The sequence below is a fragment of the Streptoalloteichus hindustanus genome (assembly GCF_900129375.1).
Taxonomy (GTDB): domain Bacteria; phylum Actinomycetota; class Actinomycetes; order Mycobacteriales; family Pseudonocardiaceae; genus Streptoalloteichus; species Streptoalloteichus hindustanus.
This window is the reverse complement of sequence record NZ_FQVN01000006.1, coordinates 614,477-636,334: the sequence shown is the minus strand read 5'-3', so window position 1 is coordinate 636,334 and position 21,858 is coordinate 614,477. Positions and strand designations below refer to the sequence as shown.

General features: G+C 73.8%; 16 protein-coding genes. 4 read left to right on the top strand and 12 right to left on the bottom strand.

Going from position 1 to position 21,858, the window contains the following annotated elements:
* Positions 1-630: 630 nt before the first annotated feature.
* Positions 631-1,905 carry a tyrosine--tRNA ligase gene (gene tyrS, locus BUE43_RS21705; RefSeq protein WP_073486000.1) on the bottom strand — a complete coding sequence of 425 codons (1,275 nt, stop codon included), beginning with the start codon at positions 1,903-1,905 and terminating at the stop codon, positions 631-633.
* Between the two features lie 233 nt (positions 1,906-2,138).
* Here tyrS and BUE43_RS21700 point away from each other — a divergent pair, with 233 nt between their 5' ends.
* A complete protein-coding gene (locus BUE43_RS21700; RefSeq protein WP_083959906.1) occupies positions 2,139-3,050 on the top strand; it encodes a slipin family protein in 912 nt (303 codons plus the stop codon).
* A 38-nt stretch (positions 3,051-3,088) separates the two neighbouring features.
* Here BUE43_RS21700 and BUE43_RS21695 read toward each other — a convergent pair whose 3' ends face one another.
* The 9 genes from BUE43_RS21695 to argC all read right to left on the bottom strand — a co-directional run bounded on the left by BUE43_RS21695 (position 3,089) and on the right by argC (position 12,385).
* Positions 3,089-3,739, bottom strand: a complete 651-nt coding sequence (locus BUE43_RS21695; protein ID WP_073485998.1) for a DNA-3-methyladenine glycosylase — start codon at positions 3,737-3,739, stop codon at positions 3,089-3,091.
* Complete coding sequence (argH, locus tag BUE43_RS21690) at positions 3,736-5,139, bottom strand: argininosuccinate lyase (protein ID WP_073486231.1); 1,404 nt, start codon at positions 5,137-5,139, stop codon at positions 3,736-3,738. Before argH ends, BUE43_RS21695 begins: the two co-directional genes overlap by 4 nt.
* 68 nt (positions 5,140-5,207) lie before the next feature.
* A complete protein-coding gene (locus BUE43_RS21685; protein ID WP_073485996.1) occupies positions 5,208-6,410 on the bottom strand; it encodes an argininosuccinate synthase in 1,203 nt (400 codons plus the stop codon).
* Positions 6,411-6,445: 35 nt separating this feature from the next.
* On the bottom strand, positions 6,446-6,949 hold the full coding sequence (locus BUE43_RS21680) for an arginine repressor (protein ID WP_073485994.1): 504 nt from the start codon (positions 6,947-6,949) through the stop codon (positions 6,446-6,448).
* Complete coding sequence (argF, locus tag BUE43_RS21675) at positions 6,946-7,881, bottom strand: ornithine carbamoyltransferase (protein WP_073485992.1); 936 nt, start codon at positions 7,879-7,881, stop codon at positions 6,946-6,948. Before argF ends, BUE43_RS21680 begins: the two co-directional genes overlap by 4 nt.
* On the bottom strand, positions 7,878-9,152 hold the full coding sequence (locus BUE43_RS21670) for an acetylornithine transaminase (RefSeq protein WP_073486229.1): 1,275 nt from the start codon (positions 9,150-9,152) through the stop codon (positions 7,878-7,880). Before BUE43_RS21670 ends, argF begins: the two co-directional genes overlap by 4 nt.
* Positions 9,152-10,066 (bottom strand): acetylglutamate kinase, encoded by a 915-nt coding sequence (argB, locus tag BUE43_RS21665; protein ID WP_073486227.1) that lies wholly within the window; start codon positions 10,064-10,066, stop codon positions 9,152-9,154. Before argB ends, BUE43_RS21670 begins: the two co-directional genes overlap by 1 nt.
* Before the next feature lie 10 nt (positions 10,067-10,076).
* Positions 10,077-11,231 carry a bifunctional glutamate N-acetyltransferase/amino-acid acetyltransferase ArgJ gene (argJ, locus tag BUE43_RS21660; RefSeq protein WP_200797631.1) on the bottom strand — a complete coding sequence of 385 codons (1,155 nt, stop codon included), beginning with the start codon at positions 11,229-11,231 and terminating at the stop codon, positions 10,077-10,079.
* Between the two features lie 110 nt (positions 11,232-11,341).
* On the bottom strand, positions 11,342-12,385 hold the full coding sequence (gene argC / locus BUE43_RS21655; protein ID WP_073486223.1) for an N-acetyl-gamma-glutamyl-phosphate reductase: 1,044 nt from the start codon (positions 12,383-12,385) through the stop codon (positions 11,342-11,344).
* Positions 12,386-12,506: 121 nt separating this feature from the next.
* Between argC and BUE43_RS21650 the strand changes: the two genes are divergently transcribed.
* Complete coding sequence (locus BUE43_RS21650; protein WP_143174283.1) at positions 12,507-12,824, top strand: plasmid mobilization protein; 318 nt, start codon at positions 12,507-12,509, stop codon at positions 12,822-12,824.
* 470 nt (positions 12,825-13,294) lie between these two features.
* Here the strand turns inward: BUE43_RS21650 and pheT are convergent, their stop codons facing one another.
* Together pheT and pheS are read right to left on the bottom strand one after the other, a co-directional pair.
* Positions 13,295-15,790 carry a phenylalanine--tRNA ligase subunit beta gene (gene pheT / locus BUE43_RS21645; RefSeq protein ID WP_073485987.1) on the bottom strand — a complete coding sequence of 832 codons (2,496 nt, stop codon included), beginning with the start codon at positions 15,788-15,790 and terminating at the stop codon, positions 13,295-13,297.
* A 3-nt stretch (positions 15,791-15,793) separates the two neighbouring features.
* Entirely contained in the window at positions 15,794-16,861 is a 1,068-nt protein-coding gene (gene pheS / locus BUE43_RS21640; protein WP_073485985.1) for a phenylalanine--tRNA ligase subunit alpha, read from the bottom strand.
* Positions 16,862-17,096: 235 nt separating this feature from the next.
* On the opposite strand from pheS, the gene BUE43_RS21635 reads away from it, so the two are divergent.
* Positions 17,097-18,893 carry an HSP90 family protein gene (locus BUE43_RS21635; RefSeq protein ID WP_073485983.1) on the top strand — a complete coding sequence of 599 codons (1,797 nt, stop codon included), beginning with the start codon at positions 17,097-17,099 and terminating at the stop codon, positions 18,891-18,893.
* Positions 18,894-18,936: 43 nt separating this feature from the next.
* Positions 18,937-21,858, top strand: coding sequence for a tetratricopeptide repeat protein (locus tag BUE43_RS21630; protein WP_083959904.1), 2,922 nt, complete (start codon positions 18,937-18,939; stop codon positions 21,856-21,858).

Sequence of the window (21,858 nt, the reverse complement as noted above, 5' to 3'; positions counted from 1 at the left end):
TCACTGGCATACATTCGGCACGCTGTTGAGTTCTCAAAGAACACACGCACACCCTCACCCGACACACAAACCGCATGTCCAAGATCCGGGGCGTTATTCCCTCGGCACTTCAGTTTGTTTCGCTTCCCAACCCTAACCGGACCGTTTCCCCGCTGTCAAATCCGCCCGCCACACACTCTCGCGGCACCCGGACCCAACCGGAGGAAAACCACTTTCCTTCGGCCCGTTTTCGGTTTGGTGATTCCCACGCTATCCGGCCGGCCCGAGCGCTGTCAAATCCACCGCAGATCCGGGGATTCGGGCAGCACCACACCCGACCAGTATTCGCGAAGTCCTCAAGCCTTCTTCTCTCACCAGTTCGCAGAGCCCACGCACATCCGCCTCACACAGGAGGAGATCTGGGATCCGAACCAGCGGCCGCCCACTCTACCACCATCCGGCAGGAGCTTGGTTCGCGGCTCTCCAGCGCTCCGGCCCCCGTTTCGGAGTCCGTTCCGCGCTGACCTGGAGAAATTTACGTGACCGTCACCGGCACGTCAAATCGCCTGGTCAGTCACCTGCGCCACGCGGAGCCGCACACCGTTTCCGCAGGTGGGAAGGGTGCGGCTCCGCGCAGGTGCAACACCGACGCTAGCGGACGACTTCCACGCCCGCGGTGTGGCGCTTGCCACGTCGCACGACGAGCCAGCGGCCGTGCAGCAGGTCGGCCTCGCCGGGGCGCCACTCCTCGTCGCCGATCTTGGCGTTGTTGACGTAGGCGCCGCCCTCGTTCACGGTCCGCCGCGCGGCGGCCTTGCTGGGCACCACGCCACTGGCCACGAGCAGGTCGACGATCGTGGGCTGCTCGGCCAGCGGGACGGCGCCGGTGGGCACCTCGGCCATCGCCGCGTTCAACGTGGCCTCGTCCAGGTCCCGCAGCTCGCCGCGACCGAACAGCGCCTGGCTGGCCGCGATAACCCTGCGGGTCTCCTCCGCGCCGTGCACCAGCGTGGTCAGCTCCTCGGCGAGCCGCCGCTGCGCCGACCGGAGCTGGGGCCGGTCCGCGGTCTCCTGCTCCAGGGCGCGGATCTCCTCGTCCGACAGGAAGGTGAACATCCGCAGGTAGCGGCCGGCGTCGGCGTCCGCCGTGTTCACGAAGTACTGGAACCACGCGTACGGCGAGGTCATCGTCGGGTCGAGCCACAGGCTGCCGCCGCCGGTGGACTTGCCGAACTTCCGACCCTCGGAGTCGGTGACCAGCGGCAGCGTGATCGCGTGCGCCTGGGCGCCCTCGACCCGGCGCACCAGGTCGACGCCGGCCACGATGTTGCCCCACTGGTCCGACCCGCCGAGCTGGAGCCGGCAGCCGTGCCGCCGGTGGAGCTGCAGGTAGTCGTTGGCCTGGAGCAGCATGTAGCTGAACTCGGTGTAGGAGATGCCCTCGCCCTCCAGCCGACGCTTGATGGTCTCCCTGCCGAGCATGACGTTGACCGTGAAGTGCTTGCCGACGTCCCGGAGGAACTCGGTCACCGGCATGTCGGCGGTCCAGTTCGCGTTGTTCTCGACCAGCGCGCCGGTGGGCGAGTCGTCGAAGTCGACGAACCGCGAGAGCTGGTCGCGGATGCGGTCGGTCCACTCGGCGACCAGGTCCGCGGAGTGCAGCGTGCGCTCCCCCACGTCACGGGGGTCGCCGATCAGCCCGGTCGCGCCGCCGGCCAGCACGATCGGCCGGTGGCCGGCGAGCTGGAAGCGCCGCAGCGCGAGCAGCGGGACGAGGTGGCCGGCGTGCAGGCTGGGCGCGGTCGGGTCGAAGCCGGCATAGAGCGTGAGCGGGGCCGACTCCAGGTCCCCGCGCAACGCGTCGAGGTCGGTGGACTGCGCGATCAGGCCGCGCCAGGTCAGCTCGTCGAGGATGTGCTCGCTCACGCTCGGAATCTTCCCTCACCGGTTCGATGGCGTTTGCCGGTCTCCCCGGCGACGGCGGTCGGCCGGCCGGGGTCACCGGGTGCCATCATCCCTGTTCGGCGGGGGTGGCGTCGGCCCGGGGCGGGGTTACCATCCGGGGTACCCGCAGGTCGGGCCGTACCGGTTGGTCCGCGCGACCGGGTGACGCCGGAGTCGGGTCGTCGGCGCGGCCGTGCGAGACACGGGAGCGTGCCATGGTCGTGGAAGCGGTTCTCGGGATCCTCGCCCTCCTCGCCCTGGTGACCGGCTCGGGCGTCCGGGTGGTCCGCCAGTACGAGCGCGGAGTGGTGTTCCGGTTCGGCCGGGTGCGGGCGGTGCCTCGCGGACCGGGGCTGCGGCTGATCCTTCCGGTCGCCGACCGCATGCGGAAGGTCAACCTGCAGATCGTCACCATGCCCGTGCCCGCTCAGGAGGGCATCACCAGGGACAACGTGACGGTGCGGGTGGACGCCGTCGTCTACTTCAAGGTCATCGACCCGGTGCAGGCCGTGGTCGAGGTGCAGGACTACCTGTTCGCGGTGGGGCAGGTCGCGCAGACCTCGCTGCGCTCGATCATCGGCAAGAGCGAGCTCGACGACCTGCTGTCCAACCGGGAGCGGCTGAACGAGGGCCTGGAGGTGATGATCGACAGCCCGGCGCTGGGCTGGGGCATCCACATCGACCGGGTGGAGATCAAGGACGTGGCGCTGCCCGAGGGCATGAAGCGGTCCATCGCCCGGCAGGCCGAGGCGGAGCGGGAGCGGCGGGCCAGGGTCATCACGGCGGACGGCGAGCTGCAGGCGTCCCGGAAGCTCGCGGAGGCGGCAGAGGTGATGAGCGAGGCGCCGGCGGCGTTGCAGCTCCGGCTGTTGCAGACCATGGTCGAGGTCGCCGCGGAGAAGAACTCGACGGTGGTGCTGCCGTTCCCGGTCGAGTTGCTGCGCTTCCTGGAGCGCGCGCAGCAACCGGTCACGCAGGAAGCAGTCACGCATCAGCCGGTCACACAGCAGCCGGTCGCGGAGCGCTCGACCGGGGCGCGCGTTCCGGACAGCCGGCGAGGCGACGAGGCCGACCGGACGGGCCCCGAGCGGACGGGCCCCGACCGAACAGACACCGTGCTGCCCTGACCTCCCGGTGGGAGGGCCTCCGCCTCGGCGTGGCCCGGTCAGTGGGTCAGCTTCACCCGACGGCTGCGGGTGCCGCGCCGGTAGGTGCTCACGGCCGGGGAGTCCACCCAGAAGCGCCACGGCAGGTCCATGGCCGTGGCCACGCCGACGCGCGGTCCGGTGCGGATCTCCTCGTCGGGCACCGGGTCGCCGGGGAGCAGCCGAACCGCGGACGCCGCGTCCGTCACGTCGGCGCCGTTGTGGTCGCGGCCGAGCCCGAGCACCGTGGTGAGCCGGGCCGGCCCCTTGGCGAGCTCGGCGTCGTTGCGGGCGCCGGGGCGTCGCTCCCTGGCCAGGTCCAGGCCCTCGACGACCTCGCCCGCCCGCAGCAGCACCGCTCCCGGCTCGCCGTCGGTGAGGCAGACGACGTTGGCGCAGAAGTGCAGCCCGTAGACGAAGTAGACGTAGAGGTGGCCGGCCGGCCCCCACATGACGTCGTTGCGCGGGGTGCGGCCGCGGTAGCTGTGCGAGGCCGGGTCGTCGCCGCCCCGGTAGGCCTCGACCTCGACCAGCCGGACGGCGACCACGCCCTCCGGAGTGGTCGTCGCCAACACCGAGCCCAGCAGGGACCTGGCCGCGACCAACGGGTCGACGGCCAGGTCCTGCCGGCGCACGGGCTGTCGGGGCGCCGGTTCGCGCGGTCCCGTCACCGCACCTCCGCGGGCTTCGCCCACTCGCGGTGCTCGCCGGCCCGCGCCACGAGCCGGGCGCGTTGCTCGGCCACCCGCTCCGGAGCGGTGCCGCCGTGGGCGTTCCTGGACGCGATCGACCCCTCCACGGTGAGCACAGTACGCACCTCGGGCGTCAGGTGCGGGCAGCACTCCGCCAGCTCGGCGTCGGTCAGCTCGTCGAGCCCGACGCCCCGGGCCTCGGCCACCCGGACGCACGCCCCCGCGGCCTCGTGCGCCACCCGGAACGGGACGCCCTGCCGCACCAGCCACTCGGCGATGTCGGTGGCGAGGGTGAAGCCGGCCGGCGCGAGCGCGGCCATCCTGGCGGTGTCGAAGCGGAGGGTGCCGAGCATCCCGGCCATCGCCGGCAGGAGCAGGTCGAGCTGCTCGACCGAGTCGAACAGCGGCTCCTTGTCCTCCTGCAGGTCCCGGTTGTAGGCCAGCGGCTGGGCCTTGAGGGTGGCCAGCAACCCGGTGAGGTTGCCGACCAGCCGGCCGGACTTGCCCCTGGCCAGCTCCGCCACGTCCGGGTTCTTCTTCTGCGGCATGATCGAGCTGCCGGTGGCCCACGCGTCGTCCAGCACGGCGTAGCCGAACTCGGCCGTGGTCCAGATGATCACCTCTTCGGCGATCCGCGACAGGTTCACGCCCAGCATCGCCAGGCAGAACGCGATCTCCGCGGCGAAGTCGCGGGACGCCGTGCCGTCGATGGAGTTCTCCACCGGCGCGGCGAAGCCGAGGTCGGCGGCGACGGCGGCCGGGTCGAGGCCGAGCGAGGAGCCGGCCAGCGCGCCCGAGCCGTACGGCGACACCGCGGCCCGGACGTCCCAGTCGCGCAGCCGCTCGACGTCGCGCAGCAGCGACTGGCAGTGCGCGAGCAGGTGGTGCGCGAGCAGCACGGGCTGGGCGTGCTGCAGGTGGGTGCGGCCGGGCATGACCGCGTCCGGGTGCCGCTCGGCCTGCGCGACCAGCGCGTCGACCACGTCCAGGGCCCCGGCCGCGACCCGCCGGGCGGCGTCCCGCAGCCACATCCGGAACAGCGTGGCGACCTGGTCGTTGCGGGACCGGCCGGCCCGCAGCTTGCCGCCCAGCTCCGGGCCGACCCGCTCGATCAGCCCGCGCTCCAGCGCGGTGTGCACGTCCTCGTCGGCGGGCGCGGGGGTGAACTCCCCGGTCCGCACGTCCTCGGCCAGCCGGTCCAGTCCGGCGAGCATCCGCACGAGCTCGTCGGAGGTGAGCAGCCCGGCGCGGTGCAGCACCCTCGCGTGCGCGCGGGAACCGGCGATGTCGTGCGGGGCCAGCCGCCAGTCGAAGTGCGTGGACAGGCTCAGCGCGGCCATGGCGGCGGCCGGTCCGGACTCGAACCGACCGCCCCACAGCGCTGCCGCACCTTGCGAAACACCCGCACCCGAGTCGTTGTGCGGGACACCCGCACCCGGGTTCGACGTCACTTGGCGCCCCTCAGGTCCCGCTTCGCGGCGATCTTGCTGGGCAGGCCCCAGAGCTGCACGAAGCCCTTGGCCAGCGACTGGTCGAAGTTGTCGCCCTCGTCGTAGGTGGCCAGGTTGAAGTCGTAGAGGGACTGCTCGCTGCGCCGGCCGTTCACCACGGCCCTGCCGCCGTGCAGCACGAGCCGGACCTCGCCGGAGACGTGCCGCTGGGTGTCGGCGACGAAGGTGTCGAGGGCGTCCTTGAGCGGGGAGAACCACAGGCCGTCGTAGACCAGCTCGGTCCAGCGCTGCTCGACCTGCCGCTTGAACCGGGCCAGGTCCCGCTCCAGCGTGACGTTCTCCAGCTCCTGGTGCGCGGTGATCAACGCGATCGCGCCGGGCGCCTCGTAGACCTCCCGGCTCTTGATGCCGACCAGGCGGTCCTCGACGATGTCGATCCGGCCGACGCCCTGCGCGCCCGCCCGCCGGTTGAGCTCCTGGATGGCCTGGAGCACGGTGACGGTCTCGCCGTCGATGGCCACCGGCACGCCCTGGTCGAAGGTGATGACCAGCTCGTCGGCGTCCCTGGGCTCGGTCGGGTCCTGGGTGTAGCTGTAGACGTCCTCGATCGGGGCGTTCCAGATGTCCTCCAGGAACCCGGTCTCCACGGCCCGGCCCCAGACGTTCTGGTCGATCGAGTACGGCGAGCGCTTGTTGACGTCGATGGGCAGGTTCCGCTCCTCCGCCCACGCGATGGCCTTCTCCCTGGTCCACGCGTAGTCGCGCACCGGGGCGATCACCTTGAGGTCGGGCGCGAGCGCGCCGATGCCGACCTCGAACCGGACCTGGTCGTTGCCCTTGCCGGTGCAGCCGTGCGCGACGGTGTCGGCGCCGTGCATCTTCGCGGCCTGCACCAGGTGCTTGACGATCAGCGGCCGGGACAGCGCCGAGACCACCGGGTACCGCTCCATGTAGAGCGCGTTGGTCTGGAGCGCGGGCAGGCAGTACTGCTCGGCGAACTCGTCGCGGGCGTCGGCGACCACGGCCTCGACGGCGCCGCAGGCCAGGGCCCGCTGCCGGATGGTCTCCATGTCCTCGCCGCCCTGGCCGACGTCGACGGCGACGGCGACCACCTCGGCGCCGGTCTCCTGGGCGATCCAGCCGATCGCCACCGATGTGTCGAGGCCGCCGGAGTAGGCGAGCACAACCCGCTCAGTCATGGTGGTTCTCCTTGTCGTGCAAGCTTGTGGGGGGATCAGTCGTTCTGGGGGCGGTTGCCCGCCGCCATGTCGGTGAGCCGTTGCGCGAGCTGCGCGCCGGTCAGCGGCTCCCTGGCGATGACCATGACCGTGTCGTCGCCGGCGATGGTGCCGACGACCTCGTGCAGGGCGGCCCGGTCCAGGGCGCTGGCCAGGAACTGCGCGGCGCCCGGCGGGGTGCGCAGGACGGCGAGGTTGGCCGAGGCGTCGGCGGAGACCAGCAGCTCGCCGAGCAGCCGGGCGAGCCGGGAGGTGCCGCCCTGCACGCCGCGCACGGGGCTGCCGTCCTCCGGGATCACGTAGATCGGGGCGCCGCCGTCCGCGCCGCGCAGCTTCACCGCGCCGAGTTCGTCGAGGTCCCGGGACAACGTGGCCTGGGTGGCCTCGATGCCCTCCGCGGCGAGCATCCGCGCCAGCTCGGCCTGGCTGCGGATCGCGAAGTTGGCGACCAACTCCACGATCCTGGCCTGTCTGGCCGCCCTCGTCGTCGCCGCGGTCATCGTCGCTCACCCCCGCCGGTCAGCCAGACCAGCAACGCCTTCTGCGCGTGCAGCCGGTTCTCCGCCTCGTCCCACACCGCGCTGTGCGGCCCGTCGAGCACCTCGTCGGTGACCTCCCAGCCCCGGTGGGCGGGCAGGCAGTGCAGGAGGATCGTGTCGGTGCCGGTGGCGGCGAGCAGCTCGGCGTTGACCTGGTAGGGGCGGAACGGCCCCACGCGGTCCTTGCCGTCGTTCTCCTGCCCCATCGACGTCCACGCGTCGGTGCTGAGCACCTGCGCGCCGTCCACCGCGGCCTTCGGGTCGGACAGCACGGTCACCGAGCCGCCGGTCTCCGCGGCGCGGCGCGCGGCGGCGTCGAGCACCCAAGGCACGGGCTGGAAGCCCTCGGGCGCGGCGACCCGCACGTGCATCCCCGCGGTGGCCCCGCCGAGCATCAGCGAGTGGGCCATGTTGTTCGCGCCGTCGCCGAGGTAGGTCAGGGTGAGGCCGGCGAGCCGGCCGAAGCGCTCGCGCACGGTCTGCAGGTCGGCGAGGACCTGGCAGGGGTGGAACTCGTCGGTGAGGGCGTTGATCACCGGCACCCGGGACACCGAGGCCATGGCGTTGATCCTGGCCTGGGCGAAGGTCCGCCAGACCACGGCGTCGACGTAGCGGGACAGGATGCGCGAGGTGTCCTCGATGGTCTCCTCGCGGCCGAGCTGCATCATCCGGCCGTCCACGATCACCGGGTGGCCGCCGAGCTGAGCGATGCCCACCTCGAAGGACAGCCGGGTCCGGGTGGAGTTCTTCTCGAAGAGCACCGCGACCGACCGCGGCCCGGCCAGCGCCCGGTTGCCCAGCGGGTCCCGCTTGAGCTCGTCGGCCAGGTCGAGCACGGCGAGCTGCTCGTCGGGCGACAGGTCGTCGTCCCGGAGGAAGTGGCGGGGGGTCATGACGTCGCCTCCGAGGAAGAGGAAGGGAGGGCGGCGTCGAGCACCGCCGGCAGGTCGGCGAGGAACTGGTGGACGTCGGCCTCGGTGAGCACCAGGGGCGGCGCCAGGCGGAGCGCGTCGGGCTGGACGTTGTTGAGCAGGTAGCCCGCCTTCCGCGCGTGGGCCGCGACGGCGGCCGACACCGGGTGGCGCAGCATCACGCCCAGCAGCAGGCCGACGCCCCGCACCCCGGCGACCAGCGGGTGGCCCAGCTCCTCCACGCCGTTGGCGATCTCCTTGCCCAGCCGGGAGACGTGGTCGAGCAGACCCTCGTCGCGGATCGTGCGCAGGACGGCGAGGCCGGCGGCGCAGCAGACCGGGTTGCCGCCGAAGGTCGTGCCGTGCTGGCCGGGCTCCAGCAGCTCGCCAGCCCGGCCGACGCCGACGCACACGCCCAGCGGCAGCCCGCCGCCGATCCCCTTGGCCAGGGTGATCACGTCCGGGACGATTCCCGCGTGCTGGAAGGCGAACCAGGTCCCGGTGCGCCCGATCCCGGTCTGCACCTCGTCCAGCACGAGCAGCGCGCCGTGCCGGCTGGTGATCTCCCTGGCGCGCTGGAGGTAGCCGTCCGGCGGGACCAGCACGCCGTTCTCGCCCTGCACCGGCTCCAGCACGACCGCGGCGGTCTCACCGTCCACAACGGACTCCAGCGCGTCGGCGTCGCCGTAGGGGACGTGCACCACGCCGGGCGTCAGCGGTTCGAAGGGCGCGCGCTTGGCCGGCTGGCCGGTCAGCGCGAGCGCGCCCATGGTGCGGCCGTGGAAACCGCCCTCGGCCGCCACCACCTTCGGCCGGCCGGTCCGCCGCGCGATCTTGAAGGCGGCCTCGACGGCCTCGGCCCCCGAGTTGCAGAACAACACCTTGGCCTCGCCGTGCAGGCCGGCCAGGTCCAGCAGCGTCTCGGCCAGCTCCAGCGTCGGCTCGGCGACGAAGAAGTTGGAGACGTGGCCCAGCCGGCCGAGCTGGTCGGTGACCGCGGCGACGACGGCCGGGTGCCCGTGGCCGAGCGCGTTCACCGCGATGCCGGACAGCAGGTCCAGGTAGCGGTTGCCGTCGGCGTCCCACACGTGGGCGCCCTCGCCCCGCACCAGGGTGAGCTGCGGCGTGCCGTAGTTGTTCATCATCGCGGCCCGCCAGCGCCGCTGGCCCCCGTCGTTGCCAACGTGGTCGCCGGCGTGGTCGCCGGTGTCGTTGCCGGCGCCGGCGCCGGTCCGGGTGTCGAGGTCCGACATCACGCCCCCTCTCCCCGACCCGGGACGACCATGGTCCCGACGCCGGAGCTGGTGAAGACTTCGAGCAGAACGGAGTGGGCCAGCCGGCCGTCGACGACGTGCGCGCTGGGGACCCCGCCCCGGACCGCGCGCAGGCAGGCCTCCATCTTGGGCGCCATGCCGGCGTCCAGGCCCGGCAGCAGCTCCGCCAGGGTGTCCCCGTCGATCCGGGAGACCAGCGACGTGCGGTCCGGCCAGTCGGCGTACAGCCCCTCGACGTCGGTGAGCACGACGAACTTCTCCGCCTTCAGCGCCACGGCCAGCGCGGCGGCCGCGGTGTCGGCGTTGACGTTGTGCACCACGCCGTCCCGGTCCGGCGCGACCGTCGAGACGACCGGGATCCGGCCGGCGTCGAGGAGGTCCAGCACGACCTCTGGGTTGACGTCGACGACGTCGCCGACCAGCCCGAGGTCCACCGGCTCGCCGTCGACGACGACGCCCCGCCGCCGCGCCGTGAACAGCCGGGCGTCCTCACCGGACATCCCCACCGCGTACGGCCCGTGCTCGTTGACCAACCCGACGAGCTCGCGCCCGACCTGGCCGACGAGCACCATCCGCACCACGTCCAGCGCCTCGGGCGTGGTGACCCGCAGCCCGCCGCGGAACTCGCTGGCGATGCCGAGCCGGCCCAGCATCGCGCCGATCTGCGGGCCCCCGCCGTGCACGACGACCGGCCGCAGCCCGGCCGCCCGCAGGAAGACCACGTCCCGCGCGAAGGCCCGCCGGAGCTCGTCGTCGACCATCGCGTTGCCGCCGTACTTCAGCACGACGGTGGCGCCGTGGAACCGCCGCAGCCAGGGCAGGGCCTCGACCAGGACCTCGGCCTTGCCCGCGGCCTCGGCGATCCGCCGCTGGTGGCTGTCGGTGTCGGTCACGACCACGTGCTCAGGAGGAGTAGGCACTGTTCTCCTCCACGTAGCCGTGCGACAGGTCGGTGGTGAGGACCGTCGCCTCACCCCCGCCCAGCCCGAGTCCGATGTGGACGGTGACGTGGCGGCCGGACAGGTCGGCGGCGGAGCGCTCGGCGGCCTTGGCCCCGCCCTCGCAGAGCAGAACACCGTTGATGGTGACGTCGAGCCGGTCCGGGTCCAGCTCGGCCGGCGCGGCGCCCGCGGCGGCGGCGATCCGGCCCCAGTTCGGGTCCGAGCCGAACAGCGCGGTCTTCACCAGGTTGTCCCTGGCGACCCAGCGGGCCACGGTGAGCGCGTCGGCCTCGCTGGCCGCGCCGGTCACCGTGATCGTGATCTCCTTGGTCACGCCCTCGGCGTCGGCCTGCATCTGCGCGGCCAGGTCGGCGCTCACCGCGGTGAGCGCGGCGGCGAGCTCCTCCTGCGACGGCCGCACGCCCGACGCTCCCGACGCGAGCAGCAGCACGGTGTCGTTGGTGGACATGCTGCCGTCGATGTCCAGGCGGTCGAAGGTGACCCTGGACGCGGCGCGGAGCGCGGCGTCGGCGGTCTCGGGTTCGACCACCGCGTCGGTGGTGAGCACGACGAGCATCGTGGCCAGGCTCGGGGCCATCATGCCGGCGCCCTTGCCCATGCCGCCCACGGTCCAGCCGGACGGGTCGCGCAGGGCGGCCTGCTTGGGCCGGGTGTCGGTGGTCATCACGGCGACGGCGGCGGCGAGGCCGTCCTCGGCGGCGTCGCCGAGCGCGGCGGCCGCACTGTCCACACCGGACAGAACGGCGGGCATCGGCAGCCGTTCGCCGATCAGGCCGGTGGAGCAGACCACGACGTCGATCGCGCCGATCCCGAGGACCTCGGCGACCTTCTCCGCGGTGGCGTGCGCGTCCTGGAAGCCCTCCGGCCCGGTGCACGCGTTCGCGCCACCGGAGTTCAGCACCACGGCGCGCGAGCGCTGCTGCCGCAGCACCTGCCGCGACCACAGCACCGGCGCGGCCTTCACCTTGTTCTCGGTGAAGACACCGGCCGCGACGTCCGACGGGCCGTCGTTGACGACGAGCGCGAGGTCCGGGTTGCCGGACTCCTTGATGCCGGCGGCGATCCCGGCCGCACGGAAGCCGCGCGGCGCGGTCACCCCGACCGATCGGTCCACAGTGGACACACCTGGCCCGGCGGACTCGGTGGACACAGTGGACACGGCGGTCTCGGCGGTCTCGGCGGTTGGGCCGCTGACGGGCTGCGCGCTCACGGGGCGACTCCCACGGTGGACAGGCCGGTGGTCTCCGGCAGGTCGAGGGCGATGTTCATGCACTGCACGGCGGCGCCGGCGGTGCCCTTGGTCAGGTTGTCCTCGGCGGCGACCGCGACCAGGCGGCGCGCGTCCGCGTCGACGGTGACCTGGAGGTGCAGGGCGTTCGCGCCGAGGGTCGCGCCGGTGGTGGGCCACGCGCCCTCGGGCAGCAGGTGGACGAACGGCTCGTCGTCGTAGGCGTCCGCGTAGACCTTCCGGACCGCGGCGGGGTCGGCGTCGCCGGCGAGCGACGCGGTGCAGGTCGCGAGGATGCCGCGCGGCATCGGGGCGAGCACCGGGGTGAAGGACACCGTCACCGGCTCGCCGCCGGCCGCGGCGAGGTTCTGCGCGATCTCCGGCGTGTGCCGGTGGACCCCGCCGACCCCGTAGGCGCTGACCGAGCCCATCACCTCGGACCCGAGCAGGGTCGGCTTCAGCGAGCGGCCGGCGCCGGAGGTGCCGGAGACCGCGACGACCACCACGTCCGGCTCGACCAGGCCCGCGGCCGCGGCGGGCGCGAGCGCCAGCGAGGCCGCGGTCGGGTAGCAGCCGGGAACGGCGATCCGCCGGGCCCCGCGCAGCGCGTCCCGCTGCCGGCCGCCGCCGGCCAGCGGCAGCTCGGGGAGGCCGTAGGGCCAGCTCCCGGCGTGCTCGCCGCCGTAGTAGCGCTGCCACGCGGCCGGGTCGGCGAGCCGGAAGTCGGCCCCGCAGTCGATCACCAGCACGTCGTCGCCGAGCTGGGCGGCGAGGGCGGCCGAGTGGCCGTGCGGCAGCGCCAGGAAGACGACGTCGTGGCCGGCGAGCCGCTCGGCGGTGGTGTCGACGAGGACCCGGTCGGCCAGCGGCAGCAGGTGCGGCTGGTGCTGCCCGAGCCGCGTGCCCGCGCTGCCCCCCGCCGTCACCGCGCCGATCTCCACCTCGGGGTGCGCGAGCAGCAGGCGCAACACCTCGCCACCCGCATATCCGCTCGCCCCGGCGACCGCCACCCGAACCGTCATGCGCATAAGTATGCACATCCATGCAAACCTTTACAAACCAGGGCCGGACGATCACCCGATCGAGACGCGCTGGCAGGCGCTACCCCGCGTGATACAGGCAAGAAGGCACGAGAAGGTGCACGTGGACGAGCAACACCATGCGATGACCGACGCCGAGGCCGCCGAGCACTACTTCGTGCACCAGAACGACCCCGATCTGTTCGGCGAGCTGGTCGAGGTGCGCACCCGCGACCGTCTCCCGCGAGTCGTCTCGGTCCGGTTCGATCCCCATGAAGCCGAGGAGATCGACCGACGAGCCGAGGACGCAGGACTGCCAGTCCCCGCGTATGTGCGGCAGGCAGCATTGAACGCCGAACGGGTCAGCGCGGAGAAGGTGCTCCACGAACTCGTCGCGCTGCGTGACGCCGTCTCGCGGATCGAGGACAAGCTCGGCGCCTGACGGCAGCCCGCCGTGGACGACTCGGCCCACGCTTGGTGGTCGGGAGCCGAGGAACCAGGCCGGGCGGTTCTGGTCTTCGGGCCCGGCGTTCGTGAAGGGACGTGAAGCTCGGTCGACCTCACCCAGCCGGATTTGCCCTGTTCGTGGGCGAGTTGTTCACAGGCCCGGGGAGTTGTCCCCAGAGACCCGATTGTCGGGTGACCATGTGGCCCATCCGGAGCGGGTTGTCCACAGGTCCACATCTTGTCCGGGCGGTCGCGGGCGGGGAGCGAATAGGCTGGAGCAGGGCTCGCCCCCCAGGGCGGGTGGGGGCTGACCTGAGGAGAGCAGGAGGTGGGGCCGCGAAGCGCCGGCTTGGCGGAGGCGGCGGTGCGGCTCCGGGCGAACCCCTACGAGTGCAACGAGAAACACGCGACGAGAAACGCCCCCGGCCGTTGGCGCCGGGGGCGTTCGTCGGTTCGTGGAGCCGGTCAGGCGCGCAGGGTCGCGCCGAAGCGCTCCGCCGCGGCGGCGACCGCCGCGTCGCGGGCCGCGGTCGCCTCCTCGACGGTCAGCGTCCGGTCGGCGGCGCGGAAGCGCAGCGCGAACGCCAGCGACCGCTTGCCCTCCCCGAGCTGCTCGCCGGTGTAGACGTCGAACAGCCGCACGTCCTCCAGCAGTTCGCCGCCACCGCCGCGGATCACCTCGGCGACCTCGGCGACCGGCACCTTCTCGTCCAGCACGAGCGCGACGTCCAGCAGCACCGGCGGGTACGGCGACACGCGGGGCGCGGGTCGGCGTCCGTCCAGCGGCAGCAGGTCCAGGTCCAGCTCCATCGCGCAGGTGCGCGCCGGCAGACCGAGCGCCTCCACGACCTTCGGGTGCAGCTCGCCCGCGTGCCCGACCGGGATGTCGCCCACCCGCAGCTCGGCGCACCGGCCCGGGTGCCACGGCGCCAGGTCGCCGGCGACGACCCGCAGCTCGACCCCGGCCGCCTCGGCCACCACGCGCGCGGCCTCCACGGCGTCGGCCCAGGTCGCGGCCCTGCCCTTGCCCCACCAGCCGGCCCGCTCGCGGTTGCCCGCCAGCACGACGGCCACGTGCGTCGGCTGCTGCGGCAGCGCCGCCTCCAGGCCGGCCAGCTCCTCGTCGGACGGCCGGCCCTCGGCGCCCACCTCGGGCACCGGGAGCCGCTGGGCGCGCGGCAGCGTGACCTGCCCGATGTGGAACAGGGCCACGTCGCGCTGACCCCGGGCGACGTTGCGCTGCAACGCCTCCAGCAGACCGGGCAGCAGCGTGGTGGTCAGCTCGGCCTTCTCCGGCTCCAGCGGGTTGAGCACCCGGACGGTGCGACGCCGCACGTCGTCGGCGGGCAGGCCGAAGGCGTCCCACACGGCGGGGCCGGTGAACGGGAAGGGCAGCACCTCGACGTGGCCGGTGTTGGCCAGCACCCGGGCGACGGCGCGGCGCCGGCGCTGGGTCTCGCTCAGTCCCCGGCCGGCCGCGGCGGACGGCAGCGTGGAGGGGATCGTGTCGTAGCCCTCCAGCCGCAGCACCTCCTCGACGAGGTCGGCGGGCTGGGTGAGGTCGGGCCGCCAGCTCGGCGGGGTGGCGGTGACCATCGCGGTGCCGTCGTCGGCCGTGAACAGCTCCAGCCGGCAGCCGATCTGCCCCAGGCGGCGGGCGGTGGCGCCCCGCTCGTAGCGCACGCCGGCCACCCGGTCGGGCAGCGCCAGCGGCATGGTGATCGGGGCGGGCGACGGCGGCGTGCCGACGTCCGTGCGGCCCCGGCCGAACCGGCCGTCGCCGTAGCGGACCAGCAGCTGGGCGGCCATCTCCGCGGCGGCCGCGGCCACCATGGGGTCGACGGCGCGCTCGAACCGCTTCGCCGCCTCGCTGGGCAGCTTGTGCCGGCGGACCATCCTGGCCACCGTCGCCGGCTCCCAGTTGGCCGCCTCCAGCAGGACCTCGGTGGTGGTCGAGCCGATCTCGGTGCTGGCGCCGCCCATGGTGCCGGCCAGCGACACCGGGCCGGAGTCGTCGCAGATGACCAGGTCGTCGGGGTCGAGCACGCGCTCGACGCCGTCGAGGGTGGTCAGCTTCTCGCCGGCGACGGCCCTGCGCACCACCAGCGGGCCCTTGACCAGGTTGGCGTCGAAGGCGTGCAGCGGCTGGCCGGTCTCCAACATCACGTAGTTGGTGACGTCGACCGCCAGCGAGATCGACCGGATGCCGGCCAGCATGAGCCGGCGACGCATCCACCACGGCGTGGGCGCGGTCGGGTCGACCTCGCACACGCGCCGCATCACGAACCGGCGGCAACCCACCGGGTCCTCCACGCGCACCTGGTAGGCGTCGCCGTCGGCCTCCGGCACCTCGATCGCCGCCGGGTCGCCGTAGGGCAGGTCCAGCGCGCAGGCCAGCTCGCGGGCCAGGCCGCGCACCGAGAAGCAGTAGCCCCGGTCCGGGGTGATGGACAGCTCGATGACCGCGTCGTCCAGGCCGAGCAGCTCGCTGGCGTCGTCGCCGGGGCTGGCGGTGCCGCTCGGCAGCACCAGGATGCCGGCGTGCTCGTCGCCGAGCCCCAGCTCCCGGGCCGAGCAGATCATGCCGTCGCTGACGCGGCCGTAGGTCTTCCGCGAGGCGATCTTGAAGTCGCCCGGCAGCACCGCGCCCGGCAGGGCGGCGACCACGAGGTCGCCCTCGCGGAAGTTGGTGGCGCCGCAGACGATGCCGCGCGAGTCGGCGGCGCCGTCCTGGCCGTCCGGGCCGACCTCGACCCGGCAGAACCGGATCGGCTTCTTGAAGCCGGTCAGCTCCTCGATCTCGGCGACCCTGGCGACCACCAGCGGACCGGTGACCGGGCCGACCGGGTGGACGCCCTCGACCTCGATACCGAGGCCGACGAACGCGTCGGCGAGCTGCTGGGCGGTGACGTCCTCCGGGAGCTGGAGGTGGGTCCCCAGCCAGGAAACCGGGATGAGCACGACTCAGGCCTCCGTTCCGAAGGGCAGGGTGAAGCGGACGTCGCCCTCGACCATGTCCCGCATGTCCGGGATGCCGTTGCGGAACTGCAGGGTGCGCTCCAGCCCCATGCCGAAGGCGAAGCCCGAGTAGACCTCGGGGTCGACGCCGCAGGCGCGCAGCACGTTCGGGTTGACCATGCCGCAGCCGCCCCACTCGACCCAGCCCGGTCCGCCCTTCTTCTCGGGGAACCAGACGTCCACCTCGGCGGACGGCTCGGTGAACGGGAAGTACGACGGCCGCAGCCTGGTCCGCGACTGCTCGCCGAACATGGCGCGGGCGAAGGCGTCCAGGGTGCCCTTCAGGTGCCCCATGGTGATGCCCCTGTCCACGGCGAGGCCCTCGACCTGGTGGAAGACCGGGGTGTGGGTGGCGTCCAGCTCGTCGGTGCGGAACGTCCGGCCGGGGCACACCACGTACACCGGGAGCTCGCGGTCGAGCAGCGTGCGGATCTGCACCGGGGAGGTGTGCGTGCGCAGCACCAGGCCGGAGTCCTCCGACCCCACGTAGAACGTGTCCTGCATGGTGCGCGCCGGGTGGTCCTTGCCGAAGTTCAACGCGTCGAAGTTGAACCACTCGGTCTCCAGCTCGGGCCCCTCGGCCACCTCGTAGCCCATGCCCACGAACACGTCGGCGACGTGGTCGGCGAGCTGGCTGATCGGGTGGCGGGCGCCGAGCGGGACGCGGTCCCACGGCAGCGTGACGTCGACGGCCTCCTCGCGCAGCACCCGCTCGTCGCGCTCGGCCTGGAGCGCCGCGCGCCGCTCGTCGAAGGCGGACTGGATCGCGGCGCGGGTCTCGTTGACCCGCTTGCCGGCCTCCGAGCGGGCGGCCGGGGGCAGCGCGCCGATCTCCCGCCGGGCGGTCAGCAGCGGCGACCGGTCACCGAGGTGCGCGGGCTTGACGGCGGCCAACGCGTCGAGGTCGGCCGCCGCGGCGAACGCCGCCCGCGCCCCCTCGACGGCGTCGCGCAAGGCCTCCGGCGCGAGCGCCGCGACCTCCTTGGGGTCGTACGGGTCGTTGGCTCCGGACATGGTGGTGAACAGCTCCCGGGCTCCTCGACGGCCACTACACGTCGTCGCGGCCCGAGGGCCACCACAACGGGCCGATCCTATGTGATCGGACCGAGTGGGATTGACGCAGATGGCGCACACAGTTGTCACTGTCGGTAGCGTCGGCGCGAATCCACTCCGTCACTGTCCGGGTGACGCAGTAACCTCGCCCTCGTTGATCTCGCACCGACGGTCCGATCTTCTTCGAGGTTCAGCCTTGACCCACACCTTCGGCGTCAACCTGCGTGGCGTCATCGACCTGTTGAGCCACCACCTCTACAGCAGTCCCCGCGTCTACGTGCGGGAACTGCTGCAGAACGCGGTCGACGCCATCACGGCCCGACGCGCGGTGGAGCCGGACGCCCCGGCCACCGTCGTGATCGAACCCGCCGAGACGACCGGCACCGGGCGGCTGCGCGTGACCGACAGCGGCATCGGGCTCACCGAGGACGAGGTCCACGCCCTGCTGTCCACGCTGGGCAGCACGTCCAAGCGGGACGAGCTGGGTTTCGCCCGGCAGGGCTTCCTCGGCCAGTTCGGCGTGGGGATGCTGTCCTGCTTCCTGGTGGCCGAGCGGGTGGAGCTGACCACGCGGTCGGCGAAGGGCGGGCCGGCGGTGCGCTGGGTCGCCGACGCGTCCGGCAGCTACTCGGTCGAGGTCGACGAGCGGTTCGCGACCGAGGTGGGCACCACCGTCGAGCTGGTGCCGCGCCCGGACGCCGAGCACTGGCTGTGCCGGGACGTGGTCGCGGCGCTGGCCGAGGAGTTCGGCTCGCTGCTGCCGGTCTCGGTGGACGTGCGCGGGCCCGGCGGCGACCAGCGGGTGACGCTGGGCGAGCTGCCCTGGCTGCGGGGCGCCGACGAGTCGCCGGAGGAGCACGAGGCCCGGCTGTCCGACTACTGCGAGGCGGCCCTCGGCTTCCGCCCGTTCGGCGTGCTGCCGGTGTCCGCGCCGGCGGCCGGGCTCACCGGCGCGATCTTCGTCCTGCCGGGCGGCGCGCACCCGGGCAACCGGCAGGCGCACCGTGTCTACCTCAAGCGGATGCTGGTCGGCACGGCGGTGGAGGGACTGCTGCCGGACTGGGCGTACTTCGCGCGCTGCGTGGTGAACACCGAGACGCTGCGGCCGACCGCCAGCCGCGAGGCGCTGTACGAGGACGAGACGTTGCTCGCGGTGCGCGACCAGCTCGGCGCGAGCCTGCGGGACTGGATGGTGCGGCTCGGGGCGAGCCAGCCGGAGCGGGCCGGCGCCCTGTTGGCCACGCACCACCTCGGGATCAAGTCGGTGGCGCTGGTCGACGACGAGATGCTGCGGCTGGCGGAGCGGTGGCTGCCGTTCGAGACCACCGAGGGCGTCATGCCGCTGCGCCAGTTCCGGCGCCGCTACCCCACCCTGCTGTACACGCCGGACGCCGACGAGTTCCGGCAGCTCGCCCCGGTCGCCGAGGCGCAGGGGATCGGGCTGGTCAACGCCGGCTACGCCTACGACACCGAGCTGGTGCGGCGCCTCGGCGAGCTGGAGGGCGCGTCGGTGGCCCGGCGGGTCGAGCCGACCGAGCTGCTGGCCGCCCTGGACTCGCCGGCGCCGGAGGTCGCCGCCGGCTTCGCACCGGTGCTCTCGGTCGCCGAGCGGGTGTTGGCGCGGCACGACTGCGCGCCCGTGCTGCGCGAGTTCGACCCGGTCTCGCTGCCCGCGCTCCTGATCAGCGACCCGGCCGGCCAGCGCCGCCAGGACGCCGAGCAGGCGCGGCAGGACAGCGACCCGCTGTGGGCCGACCTGCTGGAGCGGCTGGTGGACGAGGAGCCGACCGCGAGCCAGCGGCTGGTGCTCAACGCCCGCAACCCGCTCGCGCAGCGCCTGCCGGCCCTGGGCGGGGACGCGGTGGCCGAGCTGGTGGTCGAGTCGCTCTACGTGCACGCGGTGCTCCAGTCCCGGCGGCCGCTGCGGCCCAGGGAGACCGCGGCGCTGAACCACTCGTTCCTGGCGTTGCTCGACCGCGCCGTCCAACCCTGACGGCGTCGCCCGAGGTTCCGACGATCCGGAAAGGCCGACCAAGGTGACCGACGACTTCGACGCGCCCACCGCCGAGCAGGAGCGGGTGCGCCAGCTCATCGGCGAGGCGATGAGCATGCCCGTCGGCGACACGCGGTGCGAGCTCCTGGAGCGCGCCGCCCGGCTGGCCGACGCCGCCGGCGAGGTGCAGCTGGGCGTGCTCGCCCGGCTGGAACTGGTGGACGCCTACTCCGAGCTGCGCCGCAGCGAGCTGATGCTCGCCCCGTTCGCCTGGTGCCGCAAGGCCGAGCAGCGCGCGCCCGAGGCGTTCGACGAGTCGCTGACGCACTGGCTGAACTGGCAGCACAAGTGGCTGCCCGGCGCGTTGGTCGACGACCCCCGGTTCAGCCTGGCCCAGGTCGGCGCCCTGGTGGACGACCTGGCCGCGCACTACCAGCGGCAGGGCTTCTCGGCGCACCCCGTGCACGGCATCCGCCTGTCCGTGGCGGAGCACGTGGGCGACGAGGAGGCCGTGGAGCGGCACTACGCGGCGTGGGTCGCGGCCGAGCCGGACGCGATGAGCAACTGCGCCGCCTGCGTGGTGGAGGCCCAGATCGACCACCTGGTGCGCCGGGGACGGCACGAGGACGCCGTGCGGCACGCGGAGCCGGTGCTGTCCGGCCAGACGACGTGCCGGGAGCAGCCGCACGGCGTGCTGACCGCGCTGCTGCCGGCGTTGCTGGCGACCGGGCGGACCGAGTTCGCCGCCCGCGCGCACCTGCTGGCCTACCGCGCCGAGCGGGACCTGCCCCGGGGGCGCACCTCGGTGCACCACCACCTGTGGTTCTGCGCCCTGACCGACAACGTCGACCGCGGCGTGCGGTTGCTGCGGCGGCACCTGGACATGGTGACCGACCCGCCGAGCCCCCGGCAGGCGATGACCTTCGCGACGGACGCGGCCCTGCTGCTCGGCCGGCTGCCGGCGGCGGAGCGGGACCGGACCGAGTTCACCCTGCCCGGCCCCGACGGCGCGCGGCGGACGCTTACCGGCGAGTCGCTGCGGGTCGAGTTGGAGAAGACGGCGCTGGAGCTGGCCGCGCGGTTCGACGCCCGCAACGGGACGGACGCGCGCAGCCGGTGGGTGCGGGAGCGCCTGGCCGCGCCGGACGCCGACCCGGTGCCGCTCGCCGTGCCCGACGTGGTGGTCGGCCCGACTCCTCCGTCCACACAGGACGTCCACTCAGGACAGTCCCCTGCGGACACTCAGACCCGCGGGGACAGCGGGGATGCCGGGGACGGCGCGCCGCTCGCCGACCCGGTCGAGCTCGCCGGCCGGGCGGTGGCGGCGCTGGACGACGGCGAGTTCTTCGAGGGGGCGCGGCTGCTGGCCCAGCTCCCCGCCGATCTCGACGCCCTGCTGCCCTCGGCGCTGGCCGCGAAGGTCGCGGCGCACCGCCTCTGGCGGGAGGTCGCGGCGATCCCGCGCGCCGAGATGCTGGCCGAGCTGGACCGGATGGTCGAGCGGCTGCGCGCGGAGGGCGAGCACGTCGCCGCGCTCCGCTTCGAGTGCCGGGCCATCGGGCTGCTCGACGCCCACGACCCGGAGGCCGCCGCGCTGGCCAGGGCGGAGCGCGCGCTGCGGGAGGCCGAGCTCCTCGACGACCCGCAGGCGCTCATCGCCACCCACCTCACCCTGGCCGACGTCCTGTCCCACACCGAGGACGCCGCCGGGGACGGCGCCGCGGGCGACACGCGGCGGGCCGAGCAGCTCGACCGCGCCGAGGACGTCGCCACCCGGCGCCTCCCGCGGCGGGTGGCGTGGGTGCGGGTGGAGCGGGCCGCGCTCCTCGCCGACCGGGGCGAGCAGGGCGCGGCGCTGCACGTGCTGGGCGAGGTGTTGGCCGAGCCGACGCCGGCCGGCACCCGCTACGCCGCGCTGCGGGCCAAGGCCCGCCTGCTGCTGGACGTGGGCGAGGTCGAGGAGGGCCTGGCGGCGCTGGACGAGTTCACCGCGTTCGCGGGCACGGTCGACGGCCCGTGGCACGCCCTCGCGCTGCTGGAGCGCGCGTTCATGGTCGACCACCTGGACCGGGGCGGCGACCGGATCGCCGACCTGGTCGCGACGGTGGCCGCGACCCGCCGGCACCTGCCGCCCTCGGCCACCGCCACCGCCTGCCTCTACCTGGCCGGCGGCTACCTGCTGCAGGGCAGGAACCTGGAGGCGGCCGAGACCCTGGAGGAGGGGCTGCGGCTGGCCGGGCCGGAGCCGGACGAGGAGTTCGAGCTCAACGCCCGGTACCGGCTCGGCTTCGCCTGCGGCGCGCTCGGCGAGCACGCCGCGGCCGCAGAGCACTTCGGCGCGGTGGCCGCGCGGATGGGCGACAACCAGCCGAGCCTGCACGCCAGGGTGCTCGACAACCTCGGGCGCGCCCACTCGATGCTGGGCGACTCGGACGCCGCGGCCGACGCGTTCCGGCGCTCCGCCGAGCTGCGGGAGCGCGAGGGGGACCCGGTCGAGGCCGCGGGCAGCCTGGTCCGCCTCGCCCAGGCGATCACCCCCGACCTGCCGGCAGCCTCGGCGGCGTTGGACAGGGCGGTGGAGCTGACCAGGGAGTCGACCGAGGACGGCGCGGCGGCCGAGCACGCCAACGCGGTCGGCTTCCGGGCCGCCCTGCTCGCCAGCCACGGCCGGTTCGACGAGGCGCTGACCGCCAACGCCCACGCCGAGCAGCTCGCGGTCGACCTCGGCGACCCGGACTGGCAGGCGTTCCTCGCCGGCCGGGCCGGCCGGATCCACCTCGCGGCCGAGCGGCCGGACCAGGCCGAGCGGGACGCCCGCCGGGCGGCCGCGCTGCTCACCGCCGACGGCGACGAGGACACCGTGGCCGGGGTGCTCGACACGCTCACCCGGGCGCTGGAGGAGCAGGGTCGGCCGGTGGCGGCGGACCCGCTCGTGCGCGAGCTGACCGACCGCCTCTCCGACTGA

Bases quoted from the DNA above. Each gene is read 5' to 3' on its own strand.
- argC (WP_073486223.1), bottom strand. From the start codon at position 12,385: ATGACGGTTCGGGTGGCGGTCGCCGGGGCGAGCGGATATGCGGGTGGC.
- BUE43_RS21680 (WP_073485994.1), bottom strand. From the start codon at position 6,949: ATGACCGCGGCGACGACGAGGGCGGCCAGACAGGCCAGGATCGTGGAG.
- argF (WP_073485992.1), bottom strand. From the start codon at position 7,881: ATGACCCCCCGCCACTTCCTCCGGGACGACGACCTGTCGCCCGACGAG.
- BUE43_RS21670 (WP_073486229.1), bottom strand. From the start codon at position 9,152: ATGTCGGACCTCGACACCCGGACCGGCGCCGGCGCCGGCAACGACACC.
- pheS (WP_073485985.1), bottom strand. From the start codon at position 16,861: ATGTCCGGAGCCAACGACCCGTACGACCCCAAGGAGGTCGCGGCGCTC.
- BUE43_RS21685 (WP_073485996.1), bottom strand. From the start codon at position 6,410: ATGACTGAGCGGGTTGTGCTCGCCTACTCCGGCGGCCTCGACACATCG.
- BUE43_RS21700 (WP_083959906.1), top strand. From the start codon at position 2,139: ATGGTCGTGGAAGCGGTTCTCGGGATCCTCGCCCTCCTCGCCCTGGTG.